The sequence below is a fragment of the Dechloromonas sp. ZY10 genome, assembly GCF_041378895.1.
Taxonomy (GTDB): Bacteria; Pseudomonadota; Gammaproteobacteria; order Burkholderiales; family Rhodocyclaceae; genus Azonexus; species Azonexus aquae.
In genome coordinates this window covers 649918-668811 of sequence record NZ_CP144212.1, presented here as the reverse complement: position 1 = coordinate 668811, position 18894 = coordinate 649918, and the positions used below count along the sequence as shown (strand labels likewise).

The 18894-nt window shown below is 64.4% G+C and carries 18 protein-coding genes; 9 read left to right on the top strand and 9 right to left on the bottom strand.

The genetic code is table 11. The annotated features are described in order from the left end of the window. Positions 1–117: 117 nt before the first annotated feature. The 9 genes from glyQ to VX159_RS03045 all read left to right on the top strand — a co-directional run bounded on the left by glyQ (position 118) and on the right by VX159_RS03045 (position 10660). Positions 118–1059, top strand: coding sequence for a glycine--tRNA ligase subunit alpha (gene glyQ / locus VX159_RS03085; protein ID WP_371325484.1), 942 nt, complete (start codon positions 118–120; stop codon positions 1057–1059). 1 nt (position 1060) lies between these two features. Then, positions 1061–3184: a glycine--tRNA ligase subunit beta gene (gene glyS / locus VX159_RS03080; RefSeq protein WP_371324527.1), complete on the top strand. Its 2124-nt coding sequence runs from the start codon at positions 1061–1063 to the stop codon at positions 3182–3184. Positions 3185–3259: 75 nt separating this feature from the next. Then, on the top strand, positions 3260–3811 hold the full coding sequence (gmhB, locus tag VX159_RS03075) for a D-glycero-beta-D-manno-heptose 1,7-bisphosphate 7-phosphatase (RefSeq protein ID WP_371324526.1): 552 nt from the start codon (positions 3260–3262) through the stop codon (positions 3809–3811). Then, positions 3808–4560 (top strand): lysophospholipid acyltransferase family protein, encoded by a 753-nt coding sequence (locus VX159_RS03070; protein WP_371324525.1) that lies wholly within the window; start codon positions 3808–3810, stop codon positions 4558–4560. Before gmhB ends, VX159_RS03070 begins: the two co-directional genes overlap by 4 nt. A 40-nt stretch (positions 4561–4600) precedes the next feature. Then, on the top strand, positions 4601–5278 hold the full coding sequence (locus VX159_RS03065; RefSeq protein ID WP_371324524.1) for a M48 family metallopeptidase: 678 nt from the start codon (positions 4601–4603) through the stop codon (positions 5276–5278). Between the two features lie 51 nt (positions 5279–5329). Then, positions 5330–5713, top strand: coding sequence for a lactoylglutathione lyase (gene gloA, locus VX159_RS03060; protein ID WP_371324523.1), 384 nt, complete (start codon positions 5330–5332; stop codon positions 5711–5713). Between the two features lie 60 nt (positions 5714–5773). Continuing rightward, positions 5774–6388: a hypothetical protein gene (locus VX159_RS03055; RefSeq protein WP_371324522.1), complete on the top strand. Its 615-nt coding sequence runs from the start codon at positions 5774–5776 to the stop codon at positions 6386–6388. A 66-nt stretch (positions 6389–6454) separates the two neighbouring features. Next, complete coding sequence (locus tag VX159_RS03050; protein ID WP_371324521.1) at positions 6455–7243, top strand: ABC transporter substrate-binding protein; 789 nt, start codon at positions 6455–6457, stop codon at positions 7241–7243. A gap of 27 nt (positions 7244–7270) precedes the next feature. Further along, positions 7271–10660 (top strand): PAS domain S-box protein, encoded by a 3390-nt coding sequence (locus VX159_RS03045; protein ID WP_371324520.1) that lies wholly within the window; start codon positions 7271–7273, stop codon positions 10658–10660. On the opposite strand, the gene VX159_RS03040 is transcribed toward VX159_RS03045, so the two are convergent. The 9 genes from VX159_RS03040 to pstC all read right to left on the bottom strand — a co-directional run bounded on the left by VX159_RS03040 (position 10646) and on the right by pstC (position 18837). Continuing rightward, positions 10646–11842 carry a glycosyltransferase gene (locus VX159_RS03040; protein WP_371324519.1) on the bottom strand — a complete coding sequence of 399 codons (1197 nt, stop codon included), beginning with the start codon at positions 11840–11842 and terminating at the stop codon, positions 10646–10648. The two genes, VX159_RS03045 and VX159_RS03040, sit on opposite strands and share 15 nt — an antisense overlap. Continuing rightward, positions 11843–12637 carry a UDP-2,3-diacylglucosamine diphosphatase gene (locus VX159_RS03035; RefSeq protein WP_371324518.1) on the bottom strand — a complete coding sequence of 265 codons (795 nt, stop codon included), beginning with the start codon at positions 12635–12637 and terminating at the stop codon, positions 11843–11845. 96 nt (positions 12638–12733) lie between these two features. Continuing rightward, positions 12734–13309 (bottom strand): DUF4337 domain-containing protein, encoded by a 576-nt coding sequence (locus tag VX159_RS03030; protein WP_371324517.1) that lies wholly within the window; start codon positions 13307–13309, stop codon positions 12734–12736. Positions 13310–13452: 143 nt separating this feature from the next. Beyond that, entirely contained in the window at positions 13453–14745 is a 1293-nt protein-coding gene (gene phoR, locus VX159_RS03025) for a phosphate regulon sensor histidine kinase PhoR (protein ID WP_371324516.1), read from the bottom strand. Positions 14746–14748: 3 nt separating this feature from the next. Then, positions 14749–15435 (bottom strand): phosphate regulon transcriptional regulator PhoB, encoded by a 687-nt coding sequence (phoB, locus tag VX159_RS03020; RefSeq protein WP_371324515.1) that lies wholly within the window; start codon positions 15433–15435, stop codon positions 14749–14751. Continuing rightward, positions 15432–16121 (bottom strand): phosphate signaling complex protein PhoU, encoded by a 690-nt coding sequence (phoU, locus tag VX159_RS03015; RefSeq protein WP_371324514.1) that lies wholly within the window; start codon positions 16119–16121, stop codon positions 15432–15434. The genes phoB and phoU overlap by 4 nt, the downstream gene beginning before the upstream one ends. Before the next feature lie 37 nt (positions 16122–16158). Beyond that, on the bottom strand, positions 16159–16935 hold the full coding sequence (gene pstB, locus VX159_RS03010) for a phosphate ABC transporter ATP-binding protein PstB (protein WP_371324513.1): 777 nt from the start codon (positions 16933–16935) through the stop codon (positions 16159–16161). Between the two features lie 14 nt (positions 16936–16949). Continuing rightward, positions 16950–17885 (bottom strand): phosphate ABC transporter permease PstA, encoded by a 936-nt coding sequence (gene pstA / locus VX159_RS03005; RefSeq protein WP_371324512.1) that lies wholly within the window; start codon positions 17883–17885, stop codon positions 16950–16952. Between the two features lies 1 nt (position 17886). Further along, complete coding sequence (gene pstC / locus VX159_RS03000; protein ID WP_371324511.1) at positions 17887–18837, bottom strand: phosphate ABC transporter permease subunit PstC; 951 nt, start codon at positions 18835–18837, stop codon at positions 17887–17889. Between the last annotated feature and the right edge of the window lie 57 nt (positions 18838–18894).

Genomic DNA, 18894 nt, shown 5'->3' with positions numbered 1-18894 from the left:
ATTGAACGTCGTTCACTATTTTGCAAGCATGGCGAACGCGCTGACGACGGTCGGAAAAACCAAGTAAAATCGAAAGTTTCGAATCAAGATCGAGTGCATCCGATGAGCACCAGCCCAATGTCCGCGAAAAAGCCCACCTTCCAGGAAATCATCCTGCGCCTGCAGCAGTACTGGAGCCAGCAGGGTTGCGCCCTGCTCCAGCCCTACGACATGGAAGTCGGCGCCGGCACCAGCCATACCGCCACCTTCCTCCGCGCCATCGGCCCCGAGCCGTGGAAGGCCGCCTACGTGCAACCGTCGCGCCGGCCCAAGGACGGCCGCTACGGCGAGAACCCGAACCGTATGCAGCACTACTACCAGTATCAGGTGGTGTTGAAGCCGGCGCCGGACAACATCCTGGAGCTTTACCTCGGTTCGCTCGAAGCCCTCGGTTTCGATCTCAAGAAGAACGACGTGCGTTTCGTCGAGGACGACTGGGAAAACCCGACCCTGGGCGCCTGGGGCCTGGGCTGGGAAGTCTGGATGAACGGCATGGAAGTGACCCAGTTCACCTACTTCCAGCAGGTCGGCGGCATCGACTGCAAGCCGATCACCGGCGAAATCACCTACGGTCTGGAACGCCTGGCGATGTACCTGCAGGGCGTCGAGAACGTTTATGACCTGACCTGGACCGACGGCCTGACTTACGGCGACGTCTATCACCAGAACGAGGTCGAGCAGTCGGCCTACAACTTCGAGCACTCCGACGCCGATTTCCTGTTCACCGCCTTCGGCGCGCACGAAAAGCAGGCGCAGCACCTGATGGGCGCGCAACTGGCGCTGCCGGCCTACGAGCAAGTGCTCAAGGCCGCGCACACCTTCAACCTGCTCGACGCGCGCGGCGCGATTTCCGTCACCGAGCGCGCTGCCTACATCGGCCGCATCCGCAACCTGGCCCGCGCAGTGGCCCAGGCCTACCTCGACTCGCGCGCCCGCCTCGGTTTCCCGATGGCGCCCAAGGACTGGGCCGCCGACGTGCTGGCCAAGCTCGAAGAACAGAACGCCAAGAAAGCTGCTTGATATGACCGCCCCGAATTTGTCTGCCAATCTCCTCGTCGAACTTTTTGTTGAAGAACTGCCGCCCAAGGCGCTGAAGAAGCTAGGCGATGCCTTTGCCACGACGCTGGCCAACTCGCTGAAAAATGCCGGTCTGGCACCGTCGACCGCAGCAGTCACCGCCTACGCCTCGCCGCGCCGGCTGGCCGCGCATGTCACCGATGTCGCCGCCGTCGCCGCCGACAAGCCGGTGGTGCAGAAGCTGATGCCGGTTGCGGTTGGCCTCGACGCCACCGGCAACGCCACGCCGGCGCTGCTCAAGAAGCTGGCGGCACTGGGTGCCGACGCTGCCGCCGTCGCCAGCCTGCGCCGCGAGAACGACGGCAAGGCCGAGGTGCTGTTCTACGACAGCCTGGCCAAGGGTGCGACGCTGGCCGAAGGCCTGCAGAAGGCGATCGAAGCCGCGCTGGCGGCGCTGCCGATTCCCAAAGTGATGACTTACCAGCTGGCCGACGGCTGGAGCAGCGTCAATTTTGTGCGTCCGGCGCATGCGCTGCTGGCGTTGCACGGCAACGAAGTGGTGCCGGTTTCGGTGCTCGGCCTCAACTCCGGTCGCCAGACGCACGGCCACCGCTTTGAAGCCGCCGTCGATCCGGTGATCATCGCCAACGCCGACAGCTACCCGGAAACCCTGCTCCGCAACGGTTCGGTGATCGCCTCCTTCGCCGAGCGCAAGGCCGAGATCGCCCGCCAGCTGGCCGCTGCCGCCGCCCAGGCCGGTGCTGATCTGAAGCCGATTGAGGACGACGCGCTGCTCGACGAAGTGACCGCGCTGGTCGAACGTCCGAACGTGCTGATCGGCCAGTTCGAGGAGGAATTCCTCGCCGTGCCGCAGGAATGCCTGATCCTGACCATGAAGGCCAACCAGAAGTACTTCCCGCTGCTCGACACGGCCGGCACGCTGACCAACAAGTTCCTGGTGGTCAGCAACATCCGTCCGGAAGATGCGAGTGCGGTGATCGGCGGCAACGAACGCGTGGTCCGCCCGCGCCTGGCCGACGCCAAGTTTTTCTTCGACCAGGACCGCAAGAAGTCGCTCGAATCGCGCCTGCCCGGCCTGGCCAAGGTGGTTTATCACAACAAGCTGGGCACTCAGGGCGAGCGCGTTCAGCGTGTGGCCGCGATTGCCCGCGCGATTGCCGACGAACTCGGCGGCGGCGAACTGACCAAGCAGGCCGAACAGGCCGCGCTGCTGGCCAAGGCCGACCTGCTCACCGACATGGTCGGCGAATTCCCCGAACTGCAGGGCATCATGGGCCGCTACTACGCCCAGCACGACGGCCTGCCGGCCGAGGTCGCCGATGCCATCGAAGACCATTACAAGCCACGCTTTGCCGGCGACAGCCTGCCGCGCAGCCGCGTCGGCGTCGTCGTTGCGCTGGCCGACAAGCTGGAAACCCTGGCCGGGATGTTCGGCATTGGCCAGATCCCGACCGGCGACAAGGACCCCTTCGCACTGCGCCGCCACGCCCTGGGCGTGATCCGCATGCTCGCCGAGAACGATCTGGCGCTGCCGCTCGACCGCCTGCTCAACGGCGTCTTCGCGCAGTTCACCGGCGTCGATGGCTTCCAGGCCAACCCCGCCGCGCTCTCCGCCTTCATCTACGAACGCCTGGCCGGCAACCTGCGCGAGCAGGGTTACAGCGCGCAGGAAGTCGATGCCGTGGTCAGCCAGCAGCCGCAGCGCCTGGGCGACATTCCCAAGCGCCTGGCTGCGGTGCGCGCCTTCTCGGCCTTGCCTGAAGCCGCCGCGCTGGCCGCCGCCAACAAGCGGGTCGGCAACATCCTGAAGAAGATCGAAGGCACGGTCGAAGCCCGCGTCGATCCGGCGCTCTTCGTCGAAGCCGCCGAAACCGCGCTGCACGCAGCGCTGGTCGAGGTCGTGCCGCAGGCCGACGCCGCTTTCGACACCGGCGACTACACCCAGTCACTGACCGCTTTGGCCGCGCTGCGCGCGCCGGTTGACGCCTTCTTCGACGGGGTCATGGTCAATGCCGACGACCCGGCGCTGCGCGCCAATCGCCAGGGCCTGCTGGCCAAGCTGCACGCGGCAATGAACAAGGTCGCCGACATTTCGCGTCTGCAGTAAGCTCCGCTGCCGGGCGGCCGATGCCGCCCGGCTGTTTTTCCCCGCTGCCCCCCGTCCCTTTTCCGCCTGCCGCCCATGCCCACCAAGCTCGTTATCCTCGACCGCGACGGAGTGATCAACTTCGACTCGGCCCAGTTCATCAAGAGCCCGGCCGAATGGAAGCCGATTCCCGGCAGCCTCGAAGCCATCGCCCGTCTCAACCAGAACGGTTACCGCGTGGTGATCGCTACCAACCAGTCCGGCGTCGGGCGTGGCCTGTTCGACATGGATACCCTCAACGCCATCCACGGCAAGCTGCACAAGGCGCTGGCTGCGGTCGGCGGGCGCATCGACGCGATTTTCTACTGCCCGCACGCCGCCGACTCCAAGTGCGACTGCCGCAAGCCCAAGCCAGGCATGTTCAAGCGCATTGCCGAAACCCTCAACGCCGACCTCAAGGGCGTGCCGGCGGTCGGCGATTCCTTGCGCGATCTGCAGGCTTCGGCAGTGCTCGGCTGCCAGCCGATGCTGGTACTCACCGGCAAGGGTGAAAAAACCCAGGCCGAAGGCAATCTGCCGGAAGGCACTCAGATTTACCCCGACCTCGCTGCCGTGGTCGACACCCTGCTCGCGAAAGGCAAGGCATGAAGCTGCTCCGTTCCACCCTGTTCATGCTCTATGCGCTGCTCTGGTCGGTGCTGACCGCGCCGCTGGTGATCGTCGGCGCGCTGACCCTGCGCGGCTTGTGGGGCTACCGCCTGGGCAAGCTGTGGCGGCTCGGCACGCAGTTCGGCGTCGAACACATCCTCGGCATCCGCCCACGCGTGATCGGCCTTGAAAACATGCCGCAGGAGCCCTGCGTGATCCTCGCCAAGCACCAGTCGGCCTGGGAAACGATGACCCTGCAGGACTACGTGCCGCACGGCGCCTACTGCGTCTTCGTGCTCAAGAAGGAACTGCTCAAGGTGCCCTTCGTGGGCTGGGGTCTGGCAGCAATGAAAATGATCTCGATCGACCGCGCCGCCGGCAAGGAAGCGCTCGACCAGGTCGTGACCCAGGGCCGCGAGCGGCTGCAGCAAGGCTTTTACGTGATCATCTTCCCCGAAGGCACGCGCGTTGCGCCGGGCCAGACCAAGCGTTACAAGGCCGGCGGCGCCTACCTGGCAACCCGTGTCGGCTGCAAGGTGGTGCCGGTCGCGCACAACGCCGGCGAACTGTGGCCGCGCCAGGCCTTCATCAAGAGCCCGGGCGAGGTTACGGTCAGTATCGGCCCGGCCTTCGACGCCACCGGCATGAGCGAGGCCGAGGTCAATCGCCGCGCCGAAGCCTGGATCGAAGCCGAGATGCGCCGGATTTCGCCGCACCGTTACCCGGAGCAAGTCGCTGCCAACGCCTGAGGCCCTGCCCGAACGGCAGATTGTCCTGGCTGGCCAATGCGTGCGCTACCGCTTGCGCCGTAGCCGCCGGCGCAGTACCGGCCTGCGCATCGACGGCGCCGGCCTGCTCGTCGCCGCGCCCTTGCGGGCGCGCATCGGCGACATCGAAAGCCTGCTGCAACAACACCAGCAATGGGTGCTCGACAAGCTCGCCGCCTGGCGCGAGCGCCCGCCGCCGGCGCCACTGGCGCTGCACGACGGCGCCCGGATTTTTGTCCTCGACCGCGAGTTGACCGTGAGTATCGCAACCGCCGGCCGTGCCAGCTGGCAAGTCGACGGCAGCACGCTGCAATTGCGCACCACACCCACGGTCAACGCCGAAAAATGCCTGAAAACCGCGTTGCAGGCGCTCGCCCGCGAGCATTTCGGCGCCCGGCTGCAGGCGCTGGCGCCCTTGCTCGGGGTTACCGCCCCGCCCTTGCGCCTGTCGTCGGCACGCACCCGCTGGGGAAGTTGCAGCCGCCGCAACGGCCAGGCGACGATCATGCTCAACTGGAAGCTGTTGCTGCTGCCAGCGGCGCTCGGCGATTACGTGGTGATCCATGAGCTCGCGCATCTGCACGAAATGAACCACAGCCCGCGCTTCTGGTCCCATGTCGCGGCAGCCTGTCCCGACTGGCAGGCACGGCGCGCCGAACTGCGCCGCCTGGGGCGACAACTGCCGGAATTTGCCGGCTGAAGCCAGCCGTTCCCGGCCACCTGTTTTTTTCATCACTGACTGAATTTCATCATGCGCATCCTGCACACCATGCTTCGCGTCGGCGACCTCGACCGCTCGCTCGCCTTCTACACCGAAATCCTCGGCATGCGCCTCTTGCGCCGTCAGGACTACCCCGAGGGCCGGTTCACCCTGGCCTTCGTCGGCTACGGCGATGAAGACGCCAATACCGTGCTCGAACTGACCCACAACTGGGATACCGCCAGCTACGAACTGGGCAATGCCTACGGCCACATCGCGCTGGCGGTGCCGGACGCGGCCGCAGCCTGCGCCGAGATCAAGGCGCGCGGCGGCAAGGTGGTGCGCGAAGCCGGACCGATGAAACACGGCAGCACCGTGATCGCCTTCGTCGAAGACCCGGACGGCTACAAGATCGAGCTGATCGAACGCGCCTGACGCGGATCAAAGCCGGGAGCGGCGACCGGCGCGGACAATGCTCGGCAAGGAGTCAGCACCATGAGCCTGCACGAACATTTTCCCGACTATTTCTCCCGTATCCCCGGCATCACGCTCTATGACCCGCTCGCCGAACTACTCGGCGCGCCGGTTGATGGCTTGCTGCACTACCGCTTCAGCGATGCGGTGCGGCTGGCCGGCCATGCCTGCCCGACGGTCGCAATAGCCTGGCTGAGCACCACTCGCGCACTGACCGCGCTGTACCCGCAATCACCTCCGCAGCGCGGCCAGATCGAGGTCGCGCTGGGCGATTGCGAAGATGCGGGGGTCGCAGGAGTGATCGCCAGCATAGCCGGCCTGCTCACCGGGGCCGCCGGCAACGGCGGTTTTCACGGACTGGGCGGCCAGCACCGACGGCGCAGCCTGCTGCAATTCGGGGTAAACGGCGTGCAGCAACTGCGATTCCGCCGCTGCGATACGAGCCAGGCGGTCGCCTGCCAGTTCAATCTGGCGGTAGTCCCGGGACACCCGCAGACCGGGGTGCTGCTCGCCGGCATCCTCGCCGGCGAAGCCAGCGAGGAGCAGCGCCGGCTGTTCGCCAGCCTGTGGCAACAGCGGGTTGAGCGCATCCTGTGCCAGCCCGAGGCTTACCCGGGCCTGCTGTCTCTTGCTTGACGGAGGCGCCGGCGGGGCATTTGTCAGCTCTGCTAAAATCGGGAAACTCAACTCCTTCCGTCCACCATGCGTCGCCTCTTTGCCACCAGCCTGCTCCTGTTGCTGAGTGCCTCCGCCGTCGCCGAGGTCCGCAGCCAGCTTGACCGTATCCTTGCCGACAAAACCCTCCGGGTTTGCGTCTGGCCCGACTATTTCGGGATCAGCTACCGCGACCCGAAAAACCGCCAGCTGACCGGCATCGACGTCGACCTGGCCAAGGGCCTGGCCCGCGACCTCGGCGTCGGCCTTGAATTCATCGACAGTTCGTTTGCCCGGCTGATTCCCGATGTGCTCGAAAACCGCTGCGACATCGCCATGTTCGCCATTGGCATCACCCCGCAACGCCAGGAAAAACTGCGCTTCACCCAGCCGCACCTGGCCAGTGATATTTTCGCCATCACCAGCCAGAGCAACCGCCGGATCAAGAGCTGGGCCGACATCGACAAACCCGGGGTGGTAGTGGCGGTGGCCAAGGGCACGCTGCACGAACCGGTGATGCGCGACAAGCTGAAAGCGGCAACGCTCAAGGTCTTCGACACCCCGCAAGCCCGCGAGCAGGAAGTCGAGTCCGGCCGCGCCGATGTGTTCATGACCGACTACCCGTTCAGCCGGCGAATGCTCAAGACTACCGACTGGGCCCGGGTAATCCGCCCGGACGGGGTCTATCATGTGACCCCTTACGCGTGGGCACTGCGCCCCGGCGACGACCGCTGGCATGGCCGGGTCGAACAATACCTGCTGCAGGCCCGGCGCAACGGCGAGCTCAAGGCTGCCGCCGAACGCCACGACCTGCTACCGATTGCCCTGCTCAACTAAGCCGCATCCGGACATGAAAGCCATGGCATGAATCATCGTCAGCAACGCAAGCTGACCCTGCTCCTGATCGGGTTGCAGGTGTTGCTGGTGCTCAGCGTGGTGATCGGCGTCGGCAGCAATCTCTACACCCTGCGCCAGGAGGCCCTGACCCGCCACCGCGAAGCAGCCCGGCAACTGGCCACGCTGTTCGAGGATCAACTGACGCAGACTCTCAACCTGACCGAAATCAGCCTGCGCGGGCTGGCCGAGACCCTGGCTGACAGCGGCGGCAACGAACAGCAACTCGAACATGTCCGCCGCCGCCTGCTGTTCCTCCGCTCGCTGTCGCTATTCGACGCACAGGGCCGGATCATTGCCAGTTCCAGCCCCGAAAACGTTGGTCGGCAACTGCCGCCGGCCGACTACCACCCTTTGCCCCGGGGCGACGAGGCCGCCGATTTTCTCCGCCTCGGCCCGCCACACGCCGGCCGCGACCTGGCCGACGCGCAAGCGCTGACCCCTGCGGCCAGCGCCCCCGGGGATGCAGTCACACTACTCCCGGCACAACTGCAGACGCAGGTTCATGGTCGCACCCTGCGGCTGCTGGCGGCGGTCAACCCCGACTACCTGCTCAACCGCATCCAGCGCCACATCGATCCGCGCCTGACCCGGGTCGCAATCGCCACCCAGAGCGGACAACTGGCGCTGGCCAGCGACGAACGCCTGGCGATCGGCAGCCGTTTCCTCGATGCCGCGCTGCTCAACGAACTGCGCGACGTTGCCGAAGAAAGCCGCGACGACGGGGAAACCCTGTCGGTCTATCGCGCTTCGCGCAGCTATCCCCTGTTCGTCGCCGTCACCGTTGACCGCGAGCGGGCGCTGGCCGAATGGCAGGAGGCTGCACGCAATACCCTGTGGCTGGCCGGCAGCGCGCTGCTGGCGCTGTTGCTGCTGACCAGCCTGCTGATTGCCCGGCTGCGCCGCAGCCTGCGGGCCGAAGCCCGGCTGCAGGATGAACGCAAACTGGCGGCACGGGTCTTCGAGCAGAGCAGCAACGCCATCATCGTGACCGATCCCGAGCAGCGGATTGTCACGGTCAACCCGCGCATGGAGCAGATTTCCGGCTATCGGCCGGAAGAACTGCTTGGCCGCACACCCCGGGTCTTTTCTTCTGGCCAGCATGACCAGGCCTTTTACGCGGCAATGTGGCGGGACATCAACGACAAGGGGCTATGGCAGGGTCTGATCACCAACCGGCGCAAAAACGGTGACCTGATCGACGAGTGGCTGAGCATTTCCAGCGTCCGCAACCGTGACGGCGCTCTTTCGCACTACGTCGGAATTTTCGAGGATGTCACCGAGGAACGCCGTCGCGACAGCCTGATCCGCCGCCTCTCGCGCGCCGTCGAGCAAAGCCCGGCAAGCATCGCGATCACCAACCTCGAGCCCGCCATCGAATACGTGAACCCGGCATTCGAGGCAGTCACCGGCTATGGCTCCGAAGAGGTTTGCGGCCTCAATCCGGCCCTGCAGCAATCGGGCCTGACCCCACCGGAAACCTATCGCAGCCTGTGGGCCACGCTCGCTGCCGGCGAAGTCTGGCGCGGCGAATTCATCAACCGGCGCAAGAATGGCGAGATTTACTACGAAAGCGCGGTGATCGCGCCGATCCACGACGAAACCGGGCAAACCACGCACTATGTCGCGATCAAGCAGGACATTTCGCAACAGCGACTGCAGGCACTGCGCCTGCAACGACAGCTGGCGGCCCTGCATGCACTCAACAACATCGTCGCACTGACCGGACTGGAGCCGCGCGAAACCTTGCGGGCAGCGCTACGGGTCGCGCTCGACCACCTCCATCTCGACTACGGGATCATCAGCGAGATCGACGAAACGCGCGACCACTACCGGATCGAAGCCCAGGTCTCGCCGCCCGATACCCTGCAGGACAACCAGGAGTTTCCGCTCGGCCGCACCTATTGCCGGGATACCCTGCACCGCGACACACCGCTGGCGATTGCCGATGCCCGCCTCCATGCCGGCGGGGAACACCCCTGTTACCGCGAATTTGGCCTGGCCTGCTACCTTGGCATCCCGATCCAGGTCGGCGGGCAGCTGTACGGGACCCTGAATTTTTCCTCGCCCTATCCGCGCGACCACGATTTCGACCCCTCCGATCTTGAATTCCTGCGGCTGCTGGCACGCTGGGCCGAGGCCTTCCTTGAACGCCAGCATTTTGTCGAGGAACTCGAACAGGCACGCAATGAGGCCGAAGCCGCCAACGTTGCCAAGAGCCAGTTCCTGGCCAACATGAGCCATGAAATCCGCACCCCGATGAACGGCATCATCGGGATGAGCGAACTGCTGCGCGGCAGTCCGCTCAACAGCGAGCAGCAAGACTACGCCGAAACCATCCGGCGCAGCGCCGAAGGCCTGCTCGGACTGATCAACGACATTCTCGATTTTTCCAAGGTCGAGGCCGGCAAGCTGCTGCTCGAACAGATTGCCTTCTCGCCCTCGGCCCTGCTCAACGACATCACCAGCCTGCTGCACAACCAGGCCGAGGCCAAGGGTATCGACCTCCACCCCCGCGTCGACGGCAGCCTGCCGCCGGCACTGCTGGGCGACCCCGGCCGACTCCGGCAAATCCTGCTCAATCTGGTCGGCAACGCGATCAAATTCACCGCCAGCGGCGAGGTGGAAATCCATCTCCGGGCCGAAATGCCGACTGCGGGACAATGCCTGCTCCACTGCCGGATTCGCGACACCGGCATCGGCATGCCGCCGGAGGTAGTCGCCGGCCTGTTCTCGCCCTTCTTCCAGGGCGATGCCTCAACCACCCGCCGCTTTGGCGGCACCGGTCTCGGCCTGTCGATCTGCCATCGCCTGATCGAGCTGATGGGCGGCCGGATTTCGGTCAGTTCCAGCCCCGGCAAAGGCAGCATCTTCAGCTTCGTGCTGCCCTTCGCCACCGGTCAGGCGCTTGCCGACGCGCCCCCCCGCGCAGAATCCGCCAACGAACCACGCCCCGGCCTGCGGGTACTGCTGGTCGAGGACAATGCAGTCAATCGCAAGGTGGCCGGCGCATTGCTCGACAAACTCGGCTGCCTAGTCAGTCATGCCGAGCACGGCGGCCAGGCGCTGCAATGCCTGACACAGGAAACCTTCGATCTGGTCCTGATGGATTGTCAGATGCCGGAAATGGATGGATTCGAAGCTACTCGCCAGTTGCGAGCCGGCGCTGCCGGTACGGCAGCACGTACGATCCCGGTGATCGCCATGACCGCCAATGCCATGACCGGCGACCGGGAAAACTGCCTGGCGGCGGGGATGGACGACTATCTGGCCAAGCCGGTGCGGCGCGATGAACTGGCAGAAATGCTCGCCCGCTGGTCGGCGGCCGGGCGCCGCCCCCCCATCTCAGACGCCGACTGACAGCGGCCGTAACGGCTTGCGGCGCGGCTCGGTACAGAGCCCGCGATAAAGCGCAGCCAGCCGGGCCGCCATCGCCTGGTCCGACCATTCGCCGGCCAGCACCCTTGCTTCATGCCCCAGTTGCTGGCGCAGCGCCGGCAGCTTGAGGCAGTCGGCCAGGACTGCACCGAAGGCGGCGGGTTCGTCCGGCGGCACCCGGCAGCCGCGCCCGCTGCCGAGAATATCGACCGTTCCCATCTCGGCCAGCGCCACCACCGGCAAACCAGCCGCCATTGCCTCCAGCAGTACCAGGCCCTGAGTCTCGGTACGCGAAGCAAAAGCGAAGACATCGGCCGCCGCGTAGCAATCGGGCAACGCCTGCCGGCGATCGAGATAGCCGACAAAACGTACTTGCCGCTGCAAGCCGGCAGCCGCCACCTGGCGCTGCAATGCCGGCAGCGCCGGCCCTTCGCCGGCAATCAGCAGCAAGGCCTGCGGGCAGCGCTGCTGAACGAAGGGCATCGCCCGCAGCAGAAAATCGATGTTTTTTTCATGCGCGACCCGCCCGACGTAGAGCGCCAGCGGTTGCTCCGGGAGAATTCCATGCCGCCGGCGAAAAGCGGGACCATCGCCGGTAGCAAACTGATCGAGAGGAATCCCGGTCGGCAGGACCGAAATTGGCGTATCGACACCGTAGCTCTCGAGGCGCTCGCGCATCAGCGTCGAGGGCACCACCAGGGCATCAAGCTGGTTGCACTGCTGCCGCGACAGCGCCCGAGCCGCCGCGCGCAGGCCAGGAGCTGCCAGCTGCCGCAGCCAGGCCGGTGCATAGTGTTCGACATATGCTTCGAACAAGGTGTGATACGTCGCCAGCACCGGCAAGCCCCGCCTGCGGGCGGCGCGCAAGCCGGCGTAATGGGCCACGAAGGGCGTCTGGATGTGGATCAGGTCGCAATCGGCAGCCGCCGCCATCACCGCCTGCTGCATCGCCCGCCAGCCGGGCAGGCGATCCTCGGGATCGCCGGGGACCGGCCGCCCAGACACCCGGAGGATGTCCGGCGTGGCGGCCTCGTCGCCGTATTGCGGCACGACCAGCCGCACCTCGACTCCCTCGTTCGCCAGACAGCGGCGAAAGGTTTCGATTGACGTCGACACCCCGTTGATACGCGGAAAATAAACATCGGAAACCATCAAGACCCGCATTCAAACCTCCGCAGTTTGGCGGCGCCCGGGCGCCGGCGCATCGGGCGGCAAGGCCGGCTGCCGCCCGCCCCAGGCCACCAGTTCGAGGCGACCGTCGAGATGCTCGACGATCGCGGTACAGGAATCGACCCAGTCGCCACAATTGACGTAGGTCAGCCCGCCGATCTCACGAATCTGCGCCCAGTGGATGTGACCGCAGATGACCCCGTCGAGCCCGCGCTCCCGGGCATGGTGGATCGCAGATTCCTCGAAATCGAAAATGAAATTGAGCGCCGTTTTGACCTTGCGCTTGGCGTAGCCGGCCAGCGACCAGTAGCCGGCAATCCCCAGCTTGCGCCGCCCCCACGATAGCCAGTGGTTGAGCCGCACCAGCAGGTCGTAAGCCTTGTCACCGAGCAGCGCGACCCAGCGGTGATGGCGTGTCACCTGATCGAAAACGTCGCCGTGGATGAGCAGGAAACGACGGCCGTCGGCGGTCTGGTGCACCTTTTCGCTGACCACCTCGATATTGCCGAAGGCGGTGTCGCAGTAGTCGCGCAGCGCCTCGTCGTGGTTGCCGGGGATGAAAACGATGCGCTCGCCGTGGCGGGCGCGGCGCAGCAGCTTCTGGACCACGGTGTTCTGCGCCGCAGTCCAGCAGATGCCGCGACTCATCGCCCAGAAATCGACGATGTCGCCGATCAGGCAGGTCTGTTCGGCGCTGTACTCGCGGAGGAAATCGACCAGCCGCTCGGCCTGACAGGCGCGCGTGCCGAGGTGGATATCGGAAAGAAACAGGGTGCGGACATGAGGCATGCCGCGACGATAGCCGGGGCAGATGAAGCGCCGGTGACAGCGCCATGACGCCCCGGTGACGACCGCCGCCCAGCGCAGCGGTCGCCGGCTGGCGGTTTAGAGGTGCAGGTAACCCATGATTCCGACCGCGACGCCGAGCGCCGAAGCGCCATAGACCGCACCGAGCAGCCAGCGCTTTTTGGTCAGCAGGGCGATCGCCGACAAGGCGATGGCGATCTGCAGCAGCGTGGTCGCCAGCGCCCAGCGCTCGTGCACGTGCATTTCCTGCTCGCTCTTCTTGTCGAACTCTTTGGCCGTGGCTTCCAGCTTATCGGCCTCGGCCTTGATTTCCTTCTTTTCTTCCTTGTAGCGCTCGACTTCCTTCTTGTAGCGCTCCTGCACTTCGCCGCTGGTCAGCGTGATCGAGAGTTCGGCCAGGTTCTGCTTATTGCTCTTGGCCTGGTAGTAGTTCCACTGGTTCGATGCCGAGGTCTTCTGGATCGCGGCTTCGTTCTTGTAGAGCAACGCGGCGTTCTGGGTATGGCCGCCCATGTAGCCGAAGATCGCGCCGACCGTCGACAGGATGGCGGTGGTTACCGCAATGCGCGAGGTGAAGCTGTCGCCGCCGTGCTGGGCGGCATGTTCGATTTCATGATCGTGCGGACCGTGGACGTGAAAACCGTGACCGGACATGGAGTGCTCCTGTAGGGGTATCGATTAAGCAAATGCGGGGCCGGATTTTAACCGGAGCGAGCCAGGAACATGCCAGCCCGACTCATTTACGGTCGACCGGGAAAAATGCTCTTTTTTCCGGTCGACCGTGTCTGGCCGGGGTTTCAGACGCCGCTGATCCGGCTGGCCGGGAAAACGGCTGCGAAACGACTGCCATGGCCCGGCTGGCTGCGGATTTCGAGCCGGGCCTGATGGCGGCTCAGGGCGTGCTTGACAATGGCCAGGCCGAGGCCGGTGCCGCCGGCATCGCGGGAGCGGCCGCGATCGACCCGATAAAAACGCTCGGTCAGGCGGGGGATGTGCTGCGGCTCGATGCCGATCCCGCTATCTTCGACAGCAAATTCGCCGCCGTTGGTATCGGCCCGCCAGCAAATCCGCACCGTGCCACCTTCCGGCGTATAGCGGACGGCATTGGCGACCAGGTTGCCGAAGGCACTGACCAGTTCTCCTTCGGCGCCGCGCAGGTCGCCGCAGCCATCGCTATCGAGCACGATCTGGTGGCGACCGTTGGACAAGGCGGCGGCATCGCGCTGCAGTTTGTCGAGCAGGCTGGCCATGTCGATGCTTTCGTAAGCCGGCGGCGGCGAGGCCTCGATTGACGACAGGGTGAGCAGATCCTGGACGATGGTCAGCATCCGCTTCGACTGTTCGCCCATCAGCTGCAGGTAATGCGCCTGCGCCTCGGCATCAAGCTCGATTTCCTGCAGGGTTTCGATGAAGCCGCCCAGCACCGTCAAGGGTGTGCGCAATTCGTGCGAGACATTGGCCACGAAATCGCGGCGCATGCGGTCAAGCCGCTCGCTCTGGGTCACGTCCTTGACCTGCATCAGCCGGTTGTTCTCGGCGTAGGGAATGATGTAGATCGAGAGTACCAGATCCTTGATCCGGTCCGAACGCAGGGTCAGTGGCTTGCTGAAGTCGCGGCCTTCAAGATAGGCGGCAAACTCCGGCTGGCGGACCAGGTTGACCACCGCCTGCCCCCGGTCGCTGGCGATGCGCAGCCCCAGCTGGTCTTCGGCGGTATGGTTGCAGAACAGGATGTTGTCGTTACGGTCGAGCAGGACCACGCCGTCGGTCAGTGCCTGCGCCGCAGCGATCAGCATCGAGATTTCGGCATCGCGGCGAGCGATCACCCCGCGCATTTCCTTCTCGTGACGGTAGAGGCGACCGAACACATTGTCCCAGTCACCTTCGCCTTCGAGCGAAGCATCGAGCACCGGATTGCGCGACCAGCGCTCAAGACGGGAAAAATTGCGCAACTGGAACAGCAATTGCACGACCAGCGCCAGGCTGAACAGCGCCCAGCCGATCCAGGCCCCGGCAAAGTAACCTGCCGGCCAGGCCAGCAATGCCGCGCCGAGAATCGGCACCAGCACCCGGAACAGTTGCGCACGCATCGTTCAGGCTCCGCGAAAACGGTAGCCGGTGCCACGCACCGTCTCGACCCGCTGGTCGTGCCCGGTTGCTTCGAGCGCCGCCCGCAGGCGACGGATATGGACGTCGACCGTGCGTTCCTCGATGAAAACGTGGTCGCCCCAGACTTCGTCGAGCAACTGGGCACGGGTATACACCCGTTCCGGATGCGTCATGAAGAAAAACAGCAAGCGGAATTCGGTCGGTCCGAGTTCGATCGGCTGCTCGCCGGCCAGTACCCGGTGCGTCGCCGGGTTCAGCGACAGGCCGCCGACCTCGACCGCTTCACCGGCCAGATGCGGCGCCCTGCGGCGCAGCACGGCACGGACGCGGGCGACCAGTTCCTTCGGCGAAAAGGGCTTGGTCACGTAATCGTCGGCTCCGGCCTCCAGCCCCTGGACCTTGTCCTCTTCATGGACCCGGGCCGTCAGCATGATGATCGGCAGTTCGCGGGTCCGCTCGTCGCCGCGCAGCTTCTTGGCCAGCGCGACACCGGACTGGCCGGGCAGCATCCAGTCAAGAATCACCAGGTCGGGCAAGGCGGCGCGGATCGCCGAATCGCCCTCTTCGGCGCTGCCGGCACGGACCACCAGGAAACCGGCGTGCTTGAGGTTGATGGTGATCAGTTCCTGGATCGCCGGCTCATCCTCGACCACCAGAATCGTCGGTGTCACTTGGCGGCCTCCTTGAGGTGGCGGATGTCGCGCCCTTCGACGATGAAGATCACCTGTTCGGAAACGTTCTTGGCGTGATCGCCGATACGCTCGATGGCACGGGCAATCGAGATGATGTCGATCGAGGTGGTGATGGTGCGCGGATCTTCCATCATGTGAGTGATCAGCTGGCGGATGATCGACTTGAATTCGACGTCGATGTCCTTGTCAGCCTTGATCACGCTCTGCGCCTGGACCACGTCGCGGCGGGCAAAGGCGTCGAGCGACTGGCGGATCATCGCCAGCGCGGCATCGGCGATATGACGGATGCCGACGCCGTACTGGGTCGGAAAATGGCCATTTTCGTAAATCCGCTGCACGCCCTTGGCGATTTTCTTGGCCTCGTCGCCGGCCCGCTCCAGGTCGGTAACGATCTTGCTGATGCCGAGCACCAGGCGCAGGTCATAAGCTGCCGGCTGGCGCTTGGCGATGATGTGGGCGCAATCGTCGTCGATTGCCTTTTCCAGGTCGTTGACCTTGCGGTCGTTATCCACGATCCCCTTGACGGCTGCAGTTTCGCCTGCGGCATAGGCTTCGATCGCCGCCGCCAGCTGGGTTTCGACCAGGCCGCCCATCTGCAGGACGTGCGTACGCAAACGCGCCAGATCTTCGTCGAACTGGCTGGAGAGATGTTGGCTTTCGCTCATGCTGTATTCCTTGAAATCGCGGCAAAACAGGTAAAAATCAGCCCATTCGGCCGGTAATGTAGTCTTCGGTACGCTTGTCCTGCGGCTTGATGAAGATCTCGTCGGTCTTGCCGAACTCGATCAGTTCGCCGAGGTACATGTAGGCGGTGAAATCGGACACCCGCGCCGCCTGCTGCATGTTGTGGGTCACGATCAGGATGGTGACGCGCTTTTTCAGTTCGTGCACCAGTTCCTCGATCGCGCCAGTGGCAATCGGGTCGAGCGCAGAAGTCGGCTCGTCGAACAGCAGCAGTTCGGGATCGGTCGCCAGCGCGCGGGCGATACACAGGCGCTGCTGCTGGCCGCCGGAGAGGTTTGAGGCCAGGTCGTGCAGACGATCCTTGACTTCATCCCACAGCGCCCCCCCCTTCAATGCATGCTCGACCTTGTCATCGAGGACCCGCTTGTTGTTTTCACCGCGCACCCGCAAACCATAGGCGACGTTCTCGTAGATCGACTTGGGGAAGGGATTCGGCTTCTGGAAAACCATCCCGACCCGCATCCGCACTTCGATCGGATCGACATCCGGCGAGAGCAGATTGGTGTTGTCCGGGTAAAAGCGGATTTCGCCTTCGTAACGGTTGCCGGGGTAAAGATCGTGCATCCGGTTGAAGCTGCGCAGGTAGGTCGATTTGCCACAGCCGGAAGGACCGATCAGCGCGGTGACCTTCTTGTCGTAGATCGGCATGTTGATGCCCTTGAGGGCCTTGTTTTCGCCGTAGAAGAAGTTCAGGTTACGAGCTTCGGCCTTGAGCGTCAGGTTATCGTTTTGCATGTTCTTAATCCTTGTTACCACTTGATGTTCTTGCGCATCTTGTAGCGCAGCCAGATCGCGACGCCGTTCATCGTCAGCACCATCACCATCAGCACGAAGCCGGCGGCCGCAGCGTTGATCTCGAACGCCGGGTCGGGACGCGAAGTCCAGTTGAAAATCTGGATCGGCATCACGGTGAAGGGCGACATCACCCAGTCGAACAGTCCGGCCACGCCCTCGCCGGTTTCGGCAAACGGCGCCGGCGGCAGGAAGGCGATGAAGGTCAGTGCGCCGATGGTGATGATCGGGGCGGTTTCGCCGATGGCACGGGCCAGGCCGATGATCACGCCGGTCAGGATACCGGGCATGGCATAGGGAATGATGTGATAGCGGCAAGTCTGCCAGCGGGTCGCGCCACAGCCCATCGAGGCTTCGCGGATCATTGCCGGAATCGCCCGGATCGCCTCGCGGGTCGACACGATCACGATCGGCAGGATCAACAGTGCCAGGGTCAGGCCGGCGGAGAGGATGCTCTGGCCGAAACCGAACTGATAGACGAAGATCCCGAGCGCCAGCAGGCCATAAACGATGGACGGCACGGCCGCCAGGTTGGTGATGTTGATCTCGATGATCTCGGTGATCCAGTTGCGCTTGGCGTACTCCTCCAGATAGAGGCCGGCAGCGACGCCAATCGGCACCGCAGCGACAGCGGTGACCAGCATCACCAGCAAGGAACCGACCCAGGCCGAGAGAATGCCGGCCTGCGCGGCGCGGCGCGATGCAAAGTTGAAGAAGAAATCGACGGTGAAACGCTCGGAGCCTTTCTCGACCATGTCGATCACCAGAAGCAGGATCACCGCCAGGCCAATCGCCAGGAAGAGTACCCCCAGGGCCTTGAACAGCGTGTCCTTGAGCTTGCCGCGGGCGATCAGCGCGCGGATCTGCTCGGTGGTCAATGCGGTTTGTTGCATCTTAGTAGTTCTCGCGGAATTTACGGCGCAGCCACTGGCCGAGAATGTTGAACACCAGGGTGATCAGGATCAGCGTCAGGCCGGCAGCAAAGATGGTCTGATAGCCGATCGAACCGTGCGGCAGATCGCCGAGCGCCACCTGCACGATGTAGGAGGTGATCGTCGCAGCCGGCTCCATCGGGTTCCAGGTCAGGTTCGGCTGCATCCCGGCAGCCACCGCCAGGATCATGGTTTCACCGACGGCACGCGAGATCGCCAGGATGTAGGACGCGGCGAGGCCGGAAAAAGCTGCCGGCACTACCACCGTCAGCGCGGTGTGCAGACGGGTCGCCCCCATCGCGTAGGCACCTTCGCGCAGGCTCATCGGCACCGCACGCATGGCATCCTCGGACAACGAGGCAATGTAGGGAACGATCATGATCCCCATCACCAGGCCGGCCGACAGCAGCGAAAAGCCCGGCAGTTCGGGAAAGATCTTCTGCAGCAGCGGCGTCACCATCAACAGCGCGAAATAGCCGAAGACGATGGTTGGAATCCCGCCCAGCAATTCGAGGATCGGCTTGGCGACTTCGCGCACCCGGCTGTCGGCGAACTCCGACAGATAGATCGCAATCACCGTCCCCATCGGCACCGCCAGGGCCAGGGCGACCGTCGAGGAAACCAGGGTCCCGGAAATCAGCACCATGATCCCGAAGTGGGCGTCATCGAACAGCGGCGTCCATTGCGTATCGGTCAGGAAGTCGATCAGCGGCACATTGGCGAAGAACTGTATCGACTCCGATACCAGCACATAGACGATGCCGATCGTGGTCAGCACGGAAACGGCGGCCGCAGCGAACAGCAACCCCTCGATGATGCGCTCGCTGACATTGCGCATCGCGTTATGCGCCAGGCGGTCACTGACTACTGGCAGATCGTTGGTATTTTTGGCAGACATGGCTTGCGAATTCATGGACAGAATTCCTGTATGAACGCCCCGGCAGGCAAGCCGCCGGGGCGCGAGCAGGTC